This is a genomic window from Paenibacillus sp. strain BS8-2, from assembly GCF_054483835.1.
In genome coordinates, this window is the sequence record NZ_CM137010.1 from 2,716,817 (window position 1) to 2,732,940 (window position 16,124).

A 16,124-nucleotide genomic window follows, 5' to 3' on the forward strand; every position below is an offset into this window, starting at 1 on the left:
AATGAACAAAAAAGTTGGGGGATTACTTATTACGTTAATGATGGTGTTTGCTGCGGCGTGTAGTAACTCGGGGAATAACGGGGCTGCGACAGAGTCGGCCACTGCTACATCCGAGCCGACAACAAGCACAACGTCCGCGCCAACGGCGCCTGTTGAGACGAAGAAGGTCAAGATGGTGCTGAACTGGTTCCCCAAAGCACAGCATGGAGGGGTCTATGCAGCTCAGGAGCAAGGTATCTTCAAGGAAAATGGCTTCGATGTAACCATCGAACCTGGCGGACCGCAAGTCTCGGCTGTCCAAATCGTAGCATCGGGCAATGCGGACTACGGCTTGGCGCATGCTGACCAAATCGTCATCGCCAAGAATCAGGGCATTGATCTCGTGGTTGTTGCAGCAGCGCTGCAAGGAAGCCCGCAAGCGCTAATGTTCCAGGAGAGTGAAGCGATTGACAGCTTCGAGGATATGAATGGTCGTACAGTATTTGTTCAACCTGGTATCACATACTGGGATTATCTCAAGAGCACATATGACTTAAGCGGCGTGAAGGAGATGACATACACCGGTCAACATGTCAACTTCCTGGCAGACCCTACTTCAGTAACGCAAGCCTTCTTGACATCCGAACCGTTTTTTATGGAGAAGGAGGGTGTCAAGGTGAAGACGCTGCTTGTATCCGATTCTGGATATGACCCGTATAACGTCGTGCTATTCGTGGCCAAATCCTACTTAGAGGACCACAAGGAGGAAGTTGGAAGCTTTGTGAAAGCCTTCAGCGAGGGTTGGATGTCATATAAGGATACTTCGGCCGAAATCAACCCCGTTATTCATGCTGCGAATCCGAACATTGCACTCGATGCTATCGCGTTCGAGGATGAAGCGCAGAAGGAATTTGTTTATGGAGGCGATGCAGCTGAACATGGCTTCGGATACATGTCGGAAGAACGGTGGACGACTCTAATCGATCAATTGCACGGACTAGGATTGTTGAAGAAAACATTTGATGCCAAAGAGATCTTTACGACGGAATTCCTGCCAACTCCATAATTGATGTGTATTCATCCGTTGAATGGGCCGTCCCGCAAGTCAGAAATGACTTCCGGGACGGCCTGTTCCGTGTTTGGCGCGAATGCGCGAGCGCAACTGGCATTCCTTCATTTGGCATAGAAAAAAGTGGTAGAGGTTATACTAACCGATGCCAAGTGGAGGAAGTCGAATGGTGGGGGTGAACGGTGAAAAGTTCGGGACAGATCAAATTTGTGCAATTGTTTATGATGTTTGCCTTGATGAATGGATTGGCGAGTCATGTCATTGTGAATCCTATGGTGCTGGATGCGTCTGGCAGAGATTCGTGGATAACGGCTATCGTGAGCGGTTTGATTTTTTTGGTATGGATTGTACTTCTCGGATGGCTTATGCGCAGATCGAAGCAGAGACCGTGGATCGATTGGTTGTCTTCGCGAATCAGTAAACCTGCTGCGTGGTTGCTCGTCGCGCCTGTTATCATTCAGCTCTATTGTATCGGAGGCACGACGGTGATTCATACTGCGACTTGGCATATTACTAATTATTTGCCGTTAACGCCGAAGCCGCTGCTTGTTAGTGTGCTGGTGCTGATCTGCGCGGCGCTCAGTCTGTGGGGATTGTCGGTCATTGCAGTGGTATCTGGCGTGCTGCTGCCTCTAGTAGCTGGGCTCGGCATGTTCGTTGGTTTCTTTAATACACCGATGAAGGATTATTCGTTGCTGCGTCCTATGCTGGAACACGGCTTCGCTCCGGTGCTGCATGGCATGGTTTATACAGGGGCTGGATTTATAGAGTTGATTGTCATTATGCTCGTGCAGCATCGACTGGAGAACAAGGTTAAGATTTGGCAGTTACTATTATTCGGAATGTTTTTGATCATGATCTCACTGGGCCCCCTTATGGCGGCGATTACAGAGTTTGGTCCTACAGAAGCGATGCATCAGATGATTTCTCCGTACGAGCAGTGGCGGCTAGTGCAGATTGGCAAATATATCGAGCATCTGGATTTTCTATCCATATTCCAATGGCTGTCGGGCGCCTGCATAAGAATTAGCTTGAGTGTTTTCTTGTTATCGGAGATGGTGCCTGTGAAACGGAAGAAGCTGCGATATGGAGTTGTGGTGATCATCATGCTGAGTTATGCGTTATTGGCCTTGATACCGATTAACGAATACACCTTCTATCTCTGGTTGTCTCGATACTATATGCCGATCTCTCTGGCGGTAATGCTGCCATTGTCGCTCATATGGATGGCTGTAGCATTATTGCCCGGGAGAAAAATACATAAAGAGGGAATGTCATGAGTACAACATCGACTGTGGAGAGCGGGCGTTGGACGGAGGACAATCTGAGAAAGCTGTTTCATGGAAACGACGATGTTATCTTCCAACAATGCCGCTTCAATAATGACAGCAATGTTCAGGTTGTCTTGGTATATGCAGAGGGTCTCGCCCATACGATAGAGATCGGCACTTATGTGCTGCCGGAGCTGAACAAGCTTTACGACAGAGGCGGGATGGAAGGGCGCCCGATCGAGAAGGTGTCTTGCGTCATGCCGATCGTACAACTAGGGAATACGGAAGATGAGCTGTATGAGGTTGTGTTCCAGGGTGATCTATTGCTCTTATTTGTTGAGACTGGCGAGGCGGCGTTTGTCAGTATGGGGGACAAGCCGACGAGATCGCCGTTCGAATCCAATACCGAAATTTCGATTAAAGGACCTCGTGACGGATTTGTTGAGGACTTGGTAGTAAATATTGCGCTTATCCGCAAGAGGCTGAGGTCGCCCTCCTTGCAGGTAGAGCATATGACATTAGGGCGACGCTCCAAGACGCGTATCGGCTTGCTGTATTTCCGTGATATATTGAACCCTTCTATCTTGAAGGAGATGAAGGAACGGCTTAATAAGATTGATGTGGAAGCGATTTATAGTCTCAGTCAACTGGAAGAGTATCTGAATGACTCCAAGTTCAGGCTGTTGCCTATTATGGACTTCACAGGACGGCCGGATTATGTCATGAGCAGTTTGCTCTCTGGCAGGATCGTCATTATTGTTGATGGACTGCCTATGGTATTGATTGCGCCTGCAGGCTTGACCCTGATTTTGAAGTCGCCTGAGGATGCGCATTTTAATTATACGTATGTCTCCTTTGCCAGGATCATCCGCGGGATCAGTTTGTTTCTTTCGATTTTCCTTCCTGCTATCTGGGTAGCGTTAATGACATTCCATCCCGATCAAATTCCTTATCGGATGATGGCTACGGTATCTGTTACGCGTCTCGGCATCCCGTTGTCTTCTCATATGGAGATGTTTTTGCTGTTGCTGCTGCTCGAAATATTCCGAGAAGCGGGCATCAGGCTGCCAAGTGCCATCGGACAGACTTTAACTTCAATCGGCGGATTAATTATCGGAGATGCTGCCATTCGGGCGGGTCTTGTTTCTCCGTCTGTTGTCGTTGTGGGGGCTATTACCGCGGTGTCGGGCGTCACGCTTGTTAATCAAACCTTGAGCACACAAGTGAGTCTGCTGCGGTTTTTCTTCTTTATTCTATCGGCACTGCTAGGGATGTTTGGGGTTATTCTCGGTATGGTGCTGCTGTTAGGGTATATGGGAAGCCTTCGGCCGTTTGGTGTGCCGTATCTGTCGCCTTTATCGCCGCTCAACCTTAAGCAATTGGTCATATCGTTTCTGCGAGTACCCTGGAAAAAGATGAAGGAGCGTCCTGATGGGCTGCAGACGATCGATAGCGACAATCAGAAGGGGGATCAGGAGTGAACGCACAGAGATGGTTGAATGTCATTGTTGTCGTTCTCTTGTTACTCACAACAAGCGGCTGTACATCGATGCCTGATATTCAGGGAAATGCATACGCAACGGCCATCGGTATTGATTACAAGGATGGGGAATGGGTGGTCTATGCGCAGATCATTAACTTTAATACAATTGCGCATACGGATCAGGTTGAAATTGGCAAGGAACAGCCTGTTTGGATCGGTTCGGGCAGAGGGGAGACGCTGACATCGGCGCTTACGGAGGTGGGGGCGACATCTCAGCTGCTTATGTTCTGGGGGCATTTGAAGGCGGTTGTCATGTCGAAGGAGGCGCTTAAGAAGGACGTTAAAGAAATTTACAGCGCCATCAATCGGTATCGGGAAATCAGATATACCGTTTACGTGTATGGTACGGACAAAGACCTGCGTGAGGTATTGAAGCAGAAGTCGTTGTTTAACATGTCTCCGTTGTTCACGACAATGTTCACGGGTACTCAATCTAGTGCTGCGTCTGCGTTCATTAGACCGATTATGGCTAATCGGGCGATTTCTGATCTGGATGAGCCGGGAGAGCATGCTTGGATTCCTTCTATTGGTGCCGATGCGTTTGGGTGGACGGAGGATATGAAGGAGAGGCCGATGTTTAAGGTGACAGGCGCTTATTTCCTTCGCAATCATCAATTGGCCGGCTGGATGTCGGTTGATGAGCTGCAGGGCGCTAGATGGGCGTTCCCCAAGCTCGAACGAACGCCGCTTGTTATTGGAGAGAAACATTCTGCGACGGCCATGCTCATGTTTTCCAATCCGAAATTGAATATCAAGATCGTGGACGGGGATGATGTACGTTTCAAATTGCAAATAAAGGTACGAGGATTCGTCATGGAGCTCATGAAGGAGGAGTCGATTGCTAAGATGGAGGAGATGGCTGAGCATCAAATTGCGGAGGAGGTAATGGATACATTTCGCAAGGGTATAAAAAAAAGTATGGATCCGTACGGCATGCTTGAAGAACTTTATAGAAGCAATCCTGCCAAGTACTACGAAGAGATAGCAGGCAGTCGATTTGTATTATCGGAAAGCTCGCTCGCAGAGGTGGATGTGAAGGTAAAGCTTGTTAATACAGGTAAATATCAAGGTAAGCCGCCGTAATTCATTTGTAAATCAGGCAGGATTGCAGACGGAAAGGGGAGAAGTAGATGTAAGAGTAAGAGTTCCAGAATGGGGGATATGATCAGTGGGGTACGTAGAAGAGAAGAAGAAGGAATTGGAGAGGTATTTGCCAGAGCTGACGAGGAAGGATGACTTTTTCGATTTTTGGGAGGAAACGATTAGCGAAGCGCAGTCGGTACCGCTGATGCCTCAGCGCCGCCTTGTAGCGGATTACCCGATTCCCGCGGTGCGCGTCTACGATATTTCGTACAACGGAATGGATGAGACGGACATACATGGATGGCTGATCGTGCCTACTTTCCTGGGCAAGGACAAATATCCATGCCTAATCAATTATCATGGTTTCACGGGCAACAGGGGAAATCCGACAAACTACATGCATTATGCAATGATGGGCTTGGCAGTGCTGGCAGTTGACTGTAGAGACCAGGGAGGCAAAACGGGGAATACGGCCAACTATTCGCATGGCTTCTCGGCTAGCGTAGCTAGTAAAGGGGTGCATGATAAACGTGAATATTATTACCGTCACGTCTATATGGATTGTCTGAAGGCGATTGATTATGCTTGCTCGCAAGTGGATATTGATGCGGATCGGATTATCATTGATGGCGGCAGTCAAGGCGGCGGGCTCGGCATGGCCGTCGTTGCGCTGGATTCTCGAGCCAAGTTTGCGATGGTGGATGTGCCGAGCAACAGCAATTTGGTGGCGAGAGTCGAAGGCAACCATGGTGCTTTTGGCTCTGTCACCGAATTTTTGCGCCGTCACCCGGAGCAAACGGATCAAATCATGGATAATTTGAGTTATTTTGATACGATGAATATGGCTGAGCGCATTCAGTGTCCAGTACTTGCATCCGTTGCGCTTAAGGATGAGACTTGTCCGCCTCAAATGTATTTTGCAACGTATAATCGGATACGCACGGAAAAAGAAATAATGATTTATCCGTTTAATGGGCATGAAGGCGGCGGCGCGCACCAGACGGAAATTAAATTGGATCGATTGAGACGAATGTTTCCGGATTGGTTCGCGATATAGTCGGAAAGGGGTTAGTCGGTTATAACTAAACCTCTGTTCCTGTTAATGGAAGGTCCTTATATTTTTCCTTCACGACATCACGCCAAGCGAAGTCGGCTCGTTCCATGGATTTGATCAATAACTCTGCAGAAGCGATATTGGTTGCGAGCGGGATACATTGTACATCGCAGAGGCGAATAAGTGCTGTAATATCCGGTTCATGAGGCTGTGCGACAAGTGGATCGCGCAGGAAGATGACAAGATCGATGTCATTGGACGCAACCATGGATCCGATCTGTTGATCGCCGCCTAGGGGGCCGGATTTCAAGCGATTAACGCGAACGCCGCTCTCCATAATGATGCGGGAGCCTGTTGTGCCAGTGGCATAAATATCATGGGCATCAAAAATATGTTTATAAGCAATGACGAAATTGACCATTTCGTTTTTCTTGGAATCGTGAGCGATAAGGGCGATTTGCATGTTCGTCAACTCCTATGAGATGTTTATGTCAATTAATATAACACGAAACTCAAATGAATTGAATAGATATTTTAAAATTTTGAATTTTTCAATCAATATGATGATCGTGATGAGGGGGAATTGGCATGTTTGCACATTTGGAGAAAAACGGAGAAGGTTATACGGCAAGGTTTGAACGCGAATTACCACATCCACCAGAAGACGTGTGGGCTTACCTGACTCGTAATGATAAGTTACAAATTTGGTTCGCGGAACTTCGTATCGAGGAGCTTGGCAAGAACGGGCGGCTTTCGTTTGATATGGGGGATGGCAGCTTTGAGAACATGGATATTCTGGATTACGAGGAAGGTGCGGTTCTGGAATATGTCTGGGGCGAAGATTCGGTACGTTTTGAATTGACGCAGACTCCGCAAGGCACGAAGCTGACTCTTGTGGAGACGATCAACGCATTGACGCCGCATACACCACGAGATCTGGCAGGCTGGCACGTCTGTCTGGATGTTGTTGCATTGTTATTGGATGGACAGGACGTTCCGAAACGCAAGGAAATGTGGGAACAAGAGTATATCCAGTATTCGGCGATGACGGATAAGCTGTTGCACAGCAGGTAAGAAACAAGGCTTCTTAGAGGAGAAATGGATATGTCGAATATGACGGTAGAATGTTCTGTATGGGTTGAATCGGGTCTTGAGCGTGTATGGCGCGCGGTTACAGAGGGTCATGAATTGACACAATGGTATTCGCCGGGATCGCCTTGGGATGTCCCGAAGCTTGAAGCAGGCGAGGAGATATGGTTCCATCATTCACCGAACCAATATCACGACGGGGACGACATCGTCACGCTGCGCGGAGTCATTGAACACATTCAATTAGAAAGTGAATTTGCGATACGCTGGGAATTTAATGGCGAGCTGTCTGATATGGTAACCTCATTCTTGTTAGAGGATGAGAACGGGGGGACTCGCGTCACGATTCGCGAGACGGGATACGATGACGAAGCAGCCGTTAAACAGACGGAAGAAGGATACATGGGCTCGCTGGCTAACCTGTATGCACATTTGAGCGGCAGCGAATTGCCTTATTCATAGAACAACGGCAAGGACAACAAGGAAAAGCAGAACGGATGAATGTTAGAGATGGAAATAACTTTGGAAATCATATGGATTGTAGCTGCGGGAGGTTTTCTCGCAGCTTTTGTTGATGCCGTCGTTGGCGGCGGAGGTCTTATTGCAGTACCCGTGCTGCTTGCGGCAGGACTGCCGCCGCATCTGGCGCTTGGCACGAATAAGCTTGCAGGCACGATGTCCTCCTTGACCAGCACGCTAACGTTTTTGCGCTCCGGGCATGTCGATCTCAGATTATCGGGCAAGCTCGTGCCGCTGACGGCGATAGGCGCGGTTAGCGGCACGTTGTTGCTGCAGCTTGTTCCATCAGAATGGATGAGGCCGCTCGTCGTTGTCATGTTGCTTATTGTTACGATTTATACACTCGTGAAACGAGATTGGGGACGAGTAGGGACCTTCCGGACTTTGTCGCGCAGAGGTGGCATCGCCATGGCAATCGCCGCGCTGCTGTTAGGCGGTTACGATGGATTTTTTGGGCCAGGGACGGGTTCGTTTCTCATCTTCGCGTTCTTGCTGCTGGGGCTGGATTTCGTCAAAGCGGCAGGTAATGCGAAGCTTCTTAATTTCACAAGCAACTTGTTCAGCTTGATTGCCTTCGTCGTGTTAGGCTCCGTGTCTTATGGCATTGGTCTTATCATGGGGGCGGCGATGGTGCTGGGTTCGCTCGCGGGTTCGCGCGTCGCGATCAAGCAAGGCGCCAAGTATGTGCGTCCGCTGTTCATTAGTGTCAGCTCGCTCCTCATCGCACGCCAGATTTGGCTCCTGTTCTAGCAAAACTTTCGTTGCAACCTTGGACCAATCCCAGTATGCTTGAGTTGTTATATTGTAAATTTATGGGGGGCGGGGAAAAGGGATGGCAAGAAGCAGAGCGGTCAATTCGCCTTGGATGTATGCATTCGGCATGCTGGCGATGATGATTCCGAGTCAGGCATTCAGCTCGTTTTACACATTCTATTATGTAGAGAAACTAGGATTGGCAGTTGGGCTTGCGACGGTAGCGCGATTGGTGTTCATGATCTGGGATGCGGTCAATCAACCGATGGCAGGTTATCTCTCCGACAGAACGAATTCCAGGCACGGACGCAGAAAACCGTGGTTATATGCTTCAATTCCATTGTTCCTAATGATGTTCTATATCGTGTTCTCAGTCCCGCAAGGATTGTCCGAGACGGCTTTATTCGTATGGTTTCTTGTCGCGCTTGTGTTGTTCGAGGCGGTGGCGACGATTATCTGGGTCAATTATGGTGCGTTGTTCCCGGAGCTCTATAGAGAAAATAAACTGCGCAAGAAGGCTTCCGCCATTCAACAGGCGTACCAGATCGTAGCGATTCTTATCGCTTCGGTTGCAGGGCCGATTTTGTATAACGCATTTGGTTTCGATATTATGGCATTGGTGTTCGGTGTAATATTCGCGGTGTTGATGGCCCTGTTCTTACGATTCACTAAGGAGGATGAAGCCGCCAGGCTATCGCCTCGCATGGGCTTAAAGGAATCCTTCGCGGCCACGTTATCCAATAAGCCGTTCTGGATCTTCAATATCTCGAATTCGTTCGCTCAAACGGTTAACGGCTTGTTGAGCTCGATGATTCCGTTCTACGCCAAGTATGTGCTGCAGGTACCCGAGTCACAGGTGTCACTGCTGCTCGCATCCATCTTCGTGTCTGTAATTCCACTCGTTGCGGTGTGGTTCTGGATCATCAAACGAATGGACAGTGTCAAGGCTTGGCGCCTATCGCTATTCGCATATGCGCTATCGGTCATCCCGCTTTGGTTCGGAAGCAATCTATGGACAGGAATCGCTGCGGGTGTACTCGTCGGTTTCGGACTGGCAGGTTTCCTCGTAACGCCGCCAGTTGTGAACAGTCATATCATCGATCTGGATTATGCAGAGACTGGTCGCAGAAGAGAGGGTGTGTATACGGCGGTCAGCGGTTTTATAACACGCTCCAGCGGCTTGATCTCCGCGCTTGCTTTCTTGATCGTAAGCTTGTTCCTGGGATACGAGAATGGTGACAATCCCGGCGATAATCCGGAGCTCGCGTTCCGCGTCCTCATCAGTTTTGTCCCACTTGTACTGCTGGCTATTTCATTCGCGTTATCGTACTTCGTTAAATTGAAGCCGCTTGGCGATATGGGCGAGGCATGAGTAACTAATATAATTAGTCTAGACTTCATGATAACGGACTTCCAAACGCGTCAAATAGACAAGCTCGTCCCGATTTTGTTTGCGGAACTGGCCGGGAGTCGTCCCCGTCCACTTGGAGAACTGCCGGATGAAGCTCTGAACGTTATCGTATCCGATACGAAGGGCGATTCGCTCCAGAGAATCCCCTCCGCTGAGCAGAAGGTGCATCGCTTCTTGTTGACGCAGCACGAATAAGTAATCGCGCGGGGACATCCGGTATTTGTCCATGAATGCCCGGTAGCAATGCCTGCGGCTGTAGCCGAGGCGGCGCGCGATCGATTCCAACCAATTCTCTTCTTTCTTCCGATCTTCGTCCCCTTGCACGGCGACAAACGCTTCGATCTCCCTTGCGATTCGAGCAGGAAGGGAAAGGCGTTCCTTCGAAGCGTCTGGTACCGGCAAGATGCGGTTGAGCTCGTTCTCGAGCAGATCGAGCATCTCGTACAGCGAGCGATAAAGCCGAATTCGAGAGGCTCCCTGCATCATTTGCTCCCGGATGGCTTTCACGGCTGCTGCCAGTTTGCGGTTCAGTGGATGGCCGCGATCGACGAACAGCAGGCCGGAATCGGCCAACCGTTGCAGGAAAGAGGGCTCGTCGATCTGCACATGAAAGACGAAATAGCGGAGCGGCGCCTCGGATCGAAACGAGTGAAGCCGCATCGGAGGTACGAAAAGGAGATCTCCTGCTTCCTGACGGTACGGGATTCCGCTGATTTCGGCCAGTTGTGTCCCTTCGAGAACGAGATTAAGCTCGAACATTAGGTGATGCAGATGCCTGCCGCAGGCCCAGCCCGCAGGGACGGAGGCGGAGTGGGCGCCATATAGGTACGCTTCCGATTTGCTGTTTGGAAAAGACATATAGTCTTCCCATCGGTAATCTGCCACTGTAATACCTCCTTCGATCCCAATCATGTCCCAGTTGGTTAACGTTCCTTCCCGATCGGACCCTTTTCGCCCTAACGACTGTTACCAAAGCCGTTTATACTTTGGGGATACGCTACTATTATTCGCTATTGCGAGCAGTTGCGCAACATGGGGAGGAAGGAGGCCGAAGCTGTGGAGATGTTTAATAGAATGGAGAGCCCTTCTGCCGCGTTCGTACGTCTGGACGACGGATGGCGGGCGCTGACGCAGGTTCAGCCCGGAACGTGGGAGTGCGAAGGAGTTAGGCTTCGTCTGATGAACGAAGGTGGACTAGTAGCGGTGACTCTGGAAGCGCCGACGGCAAAGCCCAGAGCCATTAAGCTCCGGTGGGACGAGAAAGTCGAAGGGAAATGGCTCGTTCTGGGGGATCATTGGGAGCGGGCATACGGCGATTTGGAATGGCGCGGACTGGTGCCCGAGAGAGTCCTGCCGTGGTATTTCCTAGCTCATGACGGCGTCCGGACGGCAGGCTGCGGGGTGAAGACGGGAGCGGGAGCATTCTGCTTCTGGCAGATGGATTCGGATGGCCTGACGTTGACTGCCGACGTCTCCTGCGGCAGCGAAGGCGTCCGCCTCGGCAATCGCATACTGCCAATCGCCGAGATCGTCACGGATTCGGGAACGACAGGAGAACGGCCCATTGAGGCGGCACGACGGTTCTGCTCCCTTCTGTGCGATCGTCCCCGAATGCCGAAACAGCCGGTCTATGGCGGAAACAACTGGTACTACGCCTATGGCAACAGCTCGCACGGGGATATTCTCAAGGATTCCCGATTCATCTCCTCCCTGTCCGCGAACGCCAGCAATCGACCCTATATGGTTATCGATGACGGCTGGCAGTCGAAAAGCGGAGGGGGAGCCTGCAATGGCGGGCCTTGGACGGGTAATGACAAGTTCCCGGATATGGACCGGCTGGCTCGGGAGATGAAAGAGATTGGCGTCAAGCCCGGACTTTGGTTTCGGCCGCTTCTAACGGCGGAAGAGGTGCCCGCAGAATGGATTCGCTATTCGTCAAGCGGTGGCCATGTGCTTGATCCGACCGTTCCCGGAGTGCTCGAATCGATCCAAGAGGCGGTCCGTAGGATGGTCCGATGGGGCTTCGAACTGTTGAAGCACGATTTTACGACATACGATCTGCTTGGCCAATGGGGGTTCACGATGCGCTCTAAGCCGCACGCACTGCCGCAACCGTTCCGGGATCGATCGCGGACGACCGCGGAGATCACGTTGGAGCTGTACCGGACGATTGCGGAAGCGGCTGGAGGGGCCGAGGTGATCGGCTGCAATACGCTTGGCCATCTGTCGGCGGGATTGTTCTCGATTCAGCGGACCGGTGACGATACGAGCGGCAAGTGGTGGGAGCGGACGCGCTATATGGGCGTCAATACGCTCGGTTTTCGAATGCCGCAGCACGGAACTTTCTACAGCCACGATGCGGATTGCGTAGGTCTCACGGCCGACGTGCCATGGGAGCTGAATCGCGAGTGGCTTCGCTTGCTGGCTGGCAGCGGCACGCCGCTGTTCGTCTCGGCGGATCCGGCCGTCTTGACGGAGGAGCAGAAGGACGAGATTCGGCGGGCGTTCGAGCTCGCGGCAGTCGAACGTCAGGCGGCAGAACCGCTCGATTGGCTGTACACGACATGCCCGAGCCGCTGGCTGCTGAATGGAGAAGAGACAAGTTTCGCTTGGAACGCGGTTACCGGGGAAACGTTGGATGAGAAAGATAACGGATGGTGGCTGTAAAGGATAAGTTTCAAAGCCCTTTAAAAGGATATGAAAAGACAACGATTCCATAAAGATTGCTATATGTAGGGCAGTTCTCCAATTTTATAATAAACACGAAAACGGCAAAACCAGAGACATTAAGATAGACGAGAGGATGAGAAAGTTGGGGATGAGGGATCCGATGCTGCGCAATCGCACGATCGAAGTGACTGCCGGGGGACCGCAAAGCGACTATCCGGGCTTCAATTCCATGGCCGTTCAATCGGCGGTGGATGAAGCGACCCGGCATGGCGGCGGCATCGTGCGGCTGGAGCCAGGTGTGTATGACGTGTACGGACCGATTCGGTTGACGGATCGCGTCACGCTGGCCGGAGCCGGTCCGGAGACGGTACTGCGTAAGACGGACGGCTTCAAGAGCCCGTTCATCGTCGACGCCGACTACGGAGAGCTGCGGGTAGAGGTGGCGGACGCCAGCGGCTTCCGCGTCGGGATGGGCCTGCAAATTTTCGACGAATCGCAAAAATGGGGTTGGGACGAGAGCACGGCGGTCATTACGGCGGTGGAAGGCAATGTACTGCGCTTCGACCGGCACCTAGAGCGCGATTATCGCTCGGACGACGGCGGCATGGCAACGAATGCCTGCTCGATCATCGAGGCGGTGGACGCCTGGCAGGTCCGCGTGCGCGACCTTGCGATCGACGGTAACAAGGTAGCAAACGAGCCGATCGGCGGCTGCCGAGCGGGCGGGATCTATCTGAATAAGGCACGCGATTGCACGATCGAGCGCGTCATCGTGCGCGACTTCAACGGAGATGGCATCAGTTGGCAGATTACCGAAAATATCTCGGTGCTTCACTGCGACGTTCGCGGCTGCAAAGGATCGGGGCTGCATCCCGGCGCAGGCTCGCACTCCTCTCGCGTCAAGGACAATACGTGCAGCGACAACGGCACGGCAGGGTTGTTCGTCTGCTGGCGCGTCCAGTTCGGCGAGTTCGAGCGCAACGTGTTGGAGCATAACGCCGAGTCTGGCATCTCGATCGGACATAAGGACTCTGACAACCGGTTCGCCGACAATGTCATTCGCTATAACGGGAATGGCGGCGTCTATTATCGCCCGGAGAATGCGGATAACGGGGCGAACCGCAACAAGTGGTTCCGCAACGTGGTCGAGGATAACGTCGGATTCGGATTCTTCGTGAACGCTGGGTCTGTAGACAATGAGCTGAATGACAATCTTATCCGCGATACGGGAACGGGCCGGCAGACGGGGGACATTTGGCTGGCAGATGGCGCAGAACGCTTTCTGGCAAAGGGTGAATAAGATGGAAGGAATAGCGCCCTCGGGCGCTATTCCTTTTGTCTAAAGCGAAAGCGAGGTGGCGTTATCCAGCGTTATGCCGGCTTAACATGGAAAACAGCGAAGAAATGTAGCCCGATTCGGTGTCTTTTCTCGTAGATGTCGCTACGGCAAGCTCCTCCTCAAGTGTGCCGTCTCGTTCATTCGCTCCCACACGATTGCGCCATTGTGCATCTCCAGCAGGGATATGCCGCAGTTATGCTGCTTGAAATTTCGGTATGATCGAAGCGGCAGTTCGAGTGAATCGGCTATGAACAGTCGATTCGAGGTATTATGGCCGATCACGACAACAGACTCGCCCTGATGCATCGCCTCTATATCCCTCATGAATGCTCCGTATCGTTCGGTCACTTCAACGCCGGTATTCCCGGTATCCCCCGCAGGAGACGAGCTGGGGTTGTTCATCCAGACGTCCCATTCGCCTGGGTACTTCGATTCGATTTCATGCCGGTTTAACCCTTCCCATTTGCCAAAATCGAGTTCATACAGACGTTCATCCATGACCGGCTCAAGATCCAATGCCGCTCCGATGATTCGGGCTGTCTCGATCGAACGCTGCAACGGCGAACAGTAGATGTTGGATATCCCTTCGCCCATAAGCGCGGTGCCAGCCATACGGGCTTGCTGCTGCCCCGTAGTATTCAGCGGAATATCCGTTATCCCGCAATATCGGTTACCTTGATGGTTCCAGATGGTTTCCCCATGCCGTAATAAAAAGAAACGAGTCACGGTGCAGCTCCTTTTCGGTTGTTATCGTTCAAGTAGCCTCTGTCCTGCAACAGCGCTTTGAACTTGATGTAATTTTCTTGGTACCGACTTTGCCAGACGCCTGGTTCGACGAATTTATCCACGATCGACATGCGTTGAACGGCTTCGCCGAGTGAAGAGAATTCGGTCGCCGACGCAGCGAGCATCGCCGCTCCAACGGAACCTTCGACGTGTTTCATCTTGTAGATCGGTTTTTGCAGAACATCGCTCCGGATTTGCAGCCACGTATCGCTGGAGCTTCCTCCGCCTGCAGTATAGATAACTTCGATCTTTTCTTGAGATAGCGATTCTATCGTCTCGTAAGATAATCGTTCGATATAAGCGACGCTCTCCAACCTGGCCGCGTAACGTTGCACTTCGGTCAACCCGGGGGCATCGAATCCGCGTGCATGCTCGTTCAGGAAGGGGAATCTCTCTCCCTGCTGCGTTAAGGCGTAGCTGAGCCATGGCGTAGGGAGCCACTGCTTCGCCTCCTGATTCAATGCCGCTAAGTCCCATCCGCCGTAATCGCGGGTAATCCAATCGGCGCCCGTATTGCTAGCGCCGCCTGGCATCCAATACCCCTGCGGATGCTTGTGGTTATATATACGTCCGAGAGGGTCGTGCACGGGCTGGCGAGTTAGTCCCTTGATGACTAGAGTCGTGCCAATGGTCGTATTCCAGTGGCCCGGGAGGCAGCATCCGGATGCGATCTGCGAAGCGCATCCATCCGTTATCCCGGCAACCATGAGCACGGAGGAGGGGAGGCCGGTCGATTCACGCACTTCATCCGATAGCCGACCCACGATTGTGCCCGGTGCGGTCACCTTGGGGAGGGTATGCGCGGGAATGTTCAGTACGGATGACATATAATCCGGCCATTCATTCGCTTCGAGGTCGTAACCGCTCTTAAGCGCGCTAGTATAGTCGGTCATTCCCCAAACTCCGCTTAGCCTTCCCGTCAAGTAATCGACAGCGTGGCACCATAGATGGATTCGAGCGGCTTGCTCCGGATACTGTCGGATGTACCATAACATCTTGGGCAGCCCATACGAGGAGTTGACAGCCTTGCCCGCGGCTTCCGTACAGAGAATAGCTTCTTGCTTGGACCGAGCATCACTGTACATAAGAGCCGCATGCAAAGGGCGATATTGCGCATCGACCGGGATGACGGTACCGGATGTGGAAGTGACGGCTATGGAGCGAATAGGGCTCCATTCCGCTTTGGCGGACATGTCTGCCAATTGTCTCAAAGCCTTGAGGAGAAGGTCCCACCATAATTCCGGGTCTTGTTCGTCCCGGTTATCGGACCATCCGAAGTTTTCTTTTATAACCGCGAGCGGGTTGCCGGTTGCATCCATTAAGACGACACGCAATCCTTGCGTGCCAATATCTACGCCAATGAATGAAGAGGTCATGCCAACACATCCTCTTACTGAAATAATTGTAACGCTTTCAATCTTAATCGTTTGATGTCCAGAAGAGTATACATCATCAAGGGTCCACTCGGGACCCGAATCGTGAATTCGGATATGATAAGTCAACGAAAGCCATCGATTCACCATATATCCCGATGGGGCGAATGGATACGATTGAAAAT

15 protein-coding genes are annotated in these 16,124 nt (G+C 51.7%); 11 read left to right on the forward strand and 4 right to left on the reverse strand.

Annotated features, from left to right (window positions below; translation table 11 throughout):
• The first annotated feature begins 1 nt into the window (after nucleotide 1).
• The 5 genes from ACX1C1_RS11770 to ACX1C1_RS11790 all read left to right on the forward strand — a co-directional run bounded on the left by ACX1C1_RS11770 (nucleotide 2) and on the right by ACX1C1_RS11790 (nucleotide 6,002).
• Nucleotides 2-1,045, forward strand: coding sequence for an ABC transporter substrate-binding protein (locus ACX1C1_RS11770; protein ID WP_458957262.1), 1,044 nt, complete (start codon nucleotides 2-4; stop codon nucleotides 1,043-1,045).
• A gap of 185 nt (nucleotides 1,046-1,230) precedes the next feature.
• The gene (locus ACX1C1_RS11775; protein ID WP_458957263.1) at nucleotides 1,231-2,328 is read left to right on the forward strand and encodes an endospore germination permease; all 1,098 of its coding nucleotides are present in this window, start codon (nucleotides 1,231-1,233) and stop codon (nucleotides 2,326-2,328) included.
• Complete coding sequence (locus ACX1C1_RS11780; protein ID WP_458957264.1) at nucleotides 2,325-3,800, forward strand: spore germination protein; 1,476 nt, start codon at nucleotides 2,325-2,327, stop codon at nucleotides 3,798-3,800. The genes ACX1C1_RS11775 and ACX1C1_RS11780 overlap by 4 nt, the downstream gene beginning before the upstream one ends.
• Entirely contained in the window at nucleotides 3,797-4,945 is a 1,149-nt protein-coding gene (locus ACX1C1_RS11785) for a Ger(x)C family spore germination protein (protein WP_458957265.1), read from the forward strand. The genes ACX1C1_RS11780 and ACX1C1_RS11785 overlap by 4 nt, the downstream gene beginning before the upstream one ends.
• Before the next feature lie 85 nt (nucleotides 4,946-5,030).
• Entirely contained in the window at nucleotides 5,031-6,002 is a 972-nt protein-coding gene (locus tag ACX1C1_RS11790) for an acetylxylan esterase (RefSeq protein WP_458957266.1), read from the forward strand.
• A 25-nt stretch (nucleotides 6,003-6,027) separates the two neighbouring features.
• Here the strand turns inward: ACX1C1_RS11790 and mgsA are convergent, their stop codons facing one another.
• A complete protein-coding gene (gene mgsA, locus ACX1C1_RS11795; protein WP_458957267.1) occupies nucleotides 6,028-6,462 on the reverse strand; it encodes a methylglyoxal synthase in 435 nt (144 codons plus the stop codon).
• Nucleotides 6,463-6,587: 125 nt separating this feature from the next.
• Between mgsA and ACX1C1_RS11800 the strand changes: the two genes are divergently transcribed.
• From ACX1C1_RS11800 to ACX1C1_RS11815, 4 genes are all read left to right on the forward strand, one after another.
• Entirely contained in the window at nucleotides 6,588-7,073 is a 486-nt protein-coding gene (locus tag ACX1C1_RS11800) for an SRPBCC family protein (RefSeq protein ID WP_458957268.1), read from the forward strand.
• A 30-nt stretch (nucleotides 7,074-7,103) separates the two neighbouring features.
• Entirely contained in the window at nucleotides 7,104-7,550 is a 447-nt protein-coding gene (locus tag ACX1C1_RS11805) for an SRPBCC domain-containing protein (protein ID WP_458957269.1), read from the forward strand.
• 48 nt (nucleotides 7,551-7,598) lie between these two features.
• The gene (locus ACX1C1_RS11810; protein WP_458957270.1) at nucleotides 7,599-8,357 is read left to right on the forward strand and encodes a TSUP family transporter; all 759 of its coding nucleotides are present in this window, start codon (nucleotides 7,599-7,601) and stop codon (nucleotides 8,355-8,357) included.
• 82 nt (nucleotides 8,358-8,439) lie between these two features.
• Entirely contained in the window at nucleotides 8,440-9,732 is a 1,293-nt protein-coding gene (locus tag ACX1C1_RS11815) for an MFS transporter (RefSeq protein WP_458957271.1), read from the forward strand.
• An 18-nt stretch (nucleotides 9,733-9,750) separates the two neighbouring features.
• Here ACX1C1_RS11815 and ACX1C1_RS11820 read toward each other — a convergent pair whose 3' ends face one another.
• Nucleotides 9,751-10,656 (reverse strand): helix-turn-helix domain-containing protein, encoded by a 906-nt coding sequence (locus ACX1C1_RS11820; protein WP_458957272.1) that lies wholly within the window; start codon nucleotides 10,654-10,656, stop codon nucleotides 9,751-9,753.
• 177 nt (nucleotides 10,657-10,833) lie between these two features.
• Here ACX1C1_RS11820 and ACX1C1_RS11825 point away from each other — a divergent pair, with 177 nt between their 5' ends.
• Complete coding sequence (locus ACX1C1_RS11825) at nucleotides 10,834-12,438, forward strand: glycoside hydrolase family 36 protein (RefSeq protein WP_458957664.1); 1,605 nt, start codon at nucleotides 10,834-10,836, stop codon at nucleotides 12,436-12,438.
• Nucleotides 12,439-12,601: 163 nt separating this feature from the next.
• Entirely contained in the window at nucleotides 12,602-13,741 is a 1,140-nt protein-coding gene (locus ACX1C1_RS11830) for a right-handed parallel beta-helix repeat-containing protein (RefSeq protein WP_458957273.1), read from the forward strand.
• Between the two features lie 141 nt (nucleotides 13,742-13,882).
• On the opposite strand, the gene ACX1C1_RS11835 is transcribed toward ACX1C1_RS11830, so the two are convergent.
• On the reverse strand, nucleotides 13,883-14,506 hold the full coding sequence (locus tag ACX1C1_RS11835) for a histidine phosphatase family protein (protein WP_458957274.1): 624 nt from the start codon (nucleotides 14,504-14,506) through the stop codon (nucleotides 13,883-13,885).
• Nucleotides 14,503-15,942, reverse strand: coding sequence for an FGGY-family carbohydrate kinase (locus tag ACX1C1_RS11840; protein ID WP_458957275.1), 1,440 nt, complete (start codon nucleotides 15,940-15,942; stop codon nucleotides 14,503-14,505). The genes ACX1C1_RS11835 and ACX1C1_RS11840 overlap by 4 nt, the downstream gene beginning before the upstream one ends.
• Nucleotides 15,943-16,124: the final 182 nt, after the last annotated feature.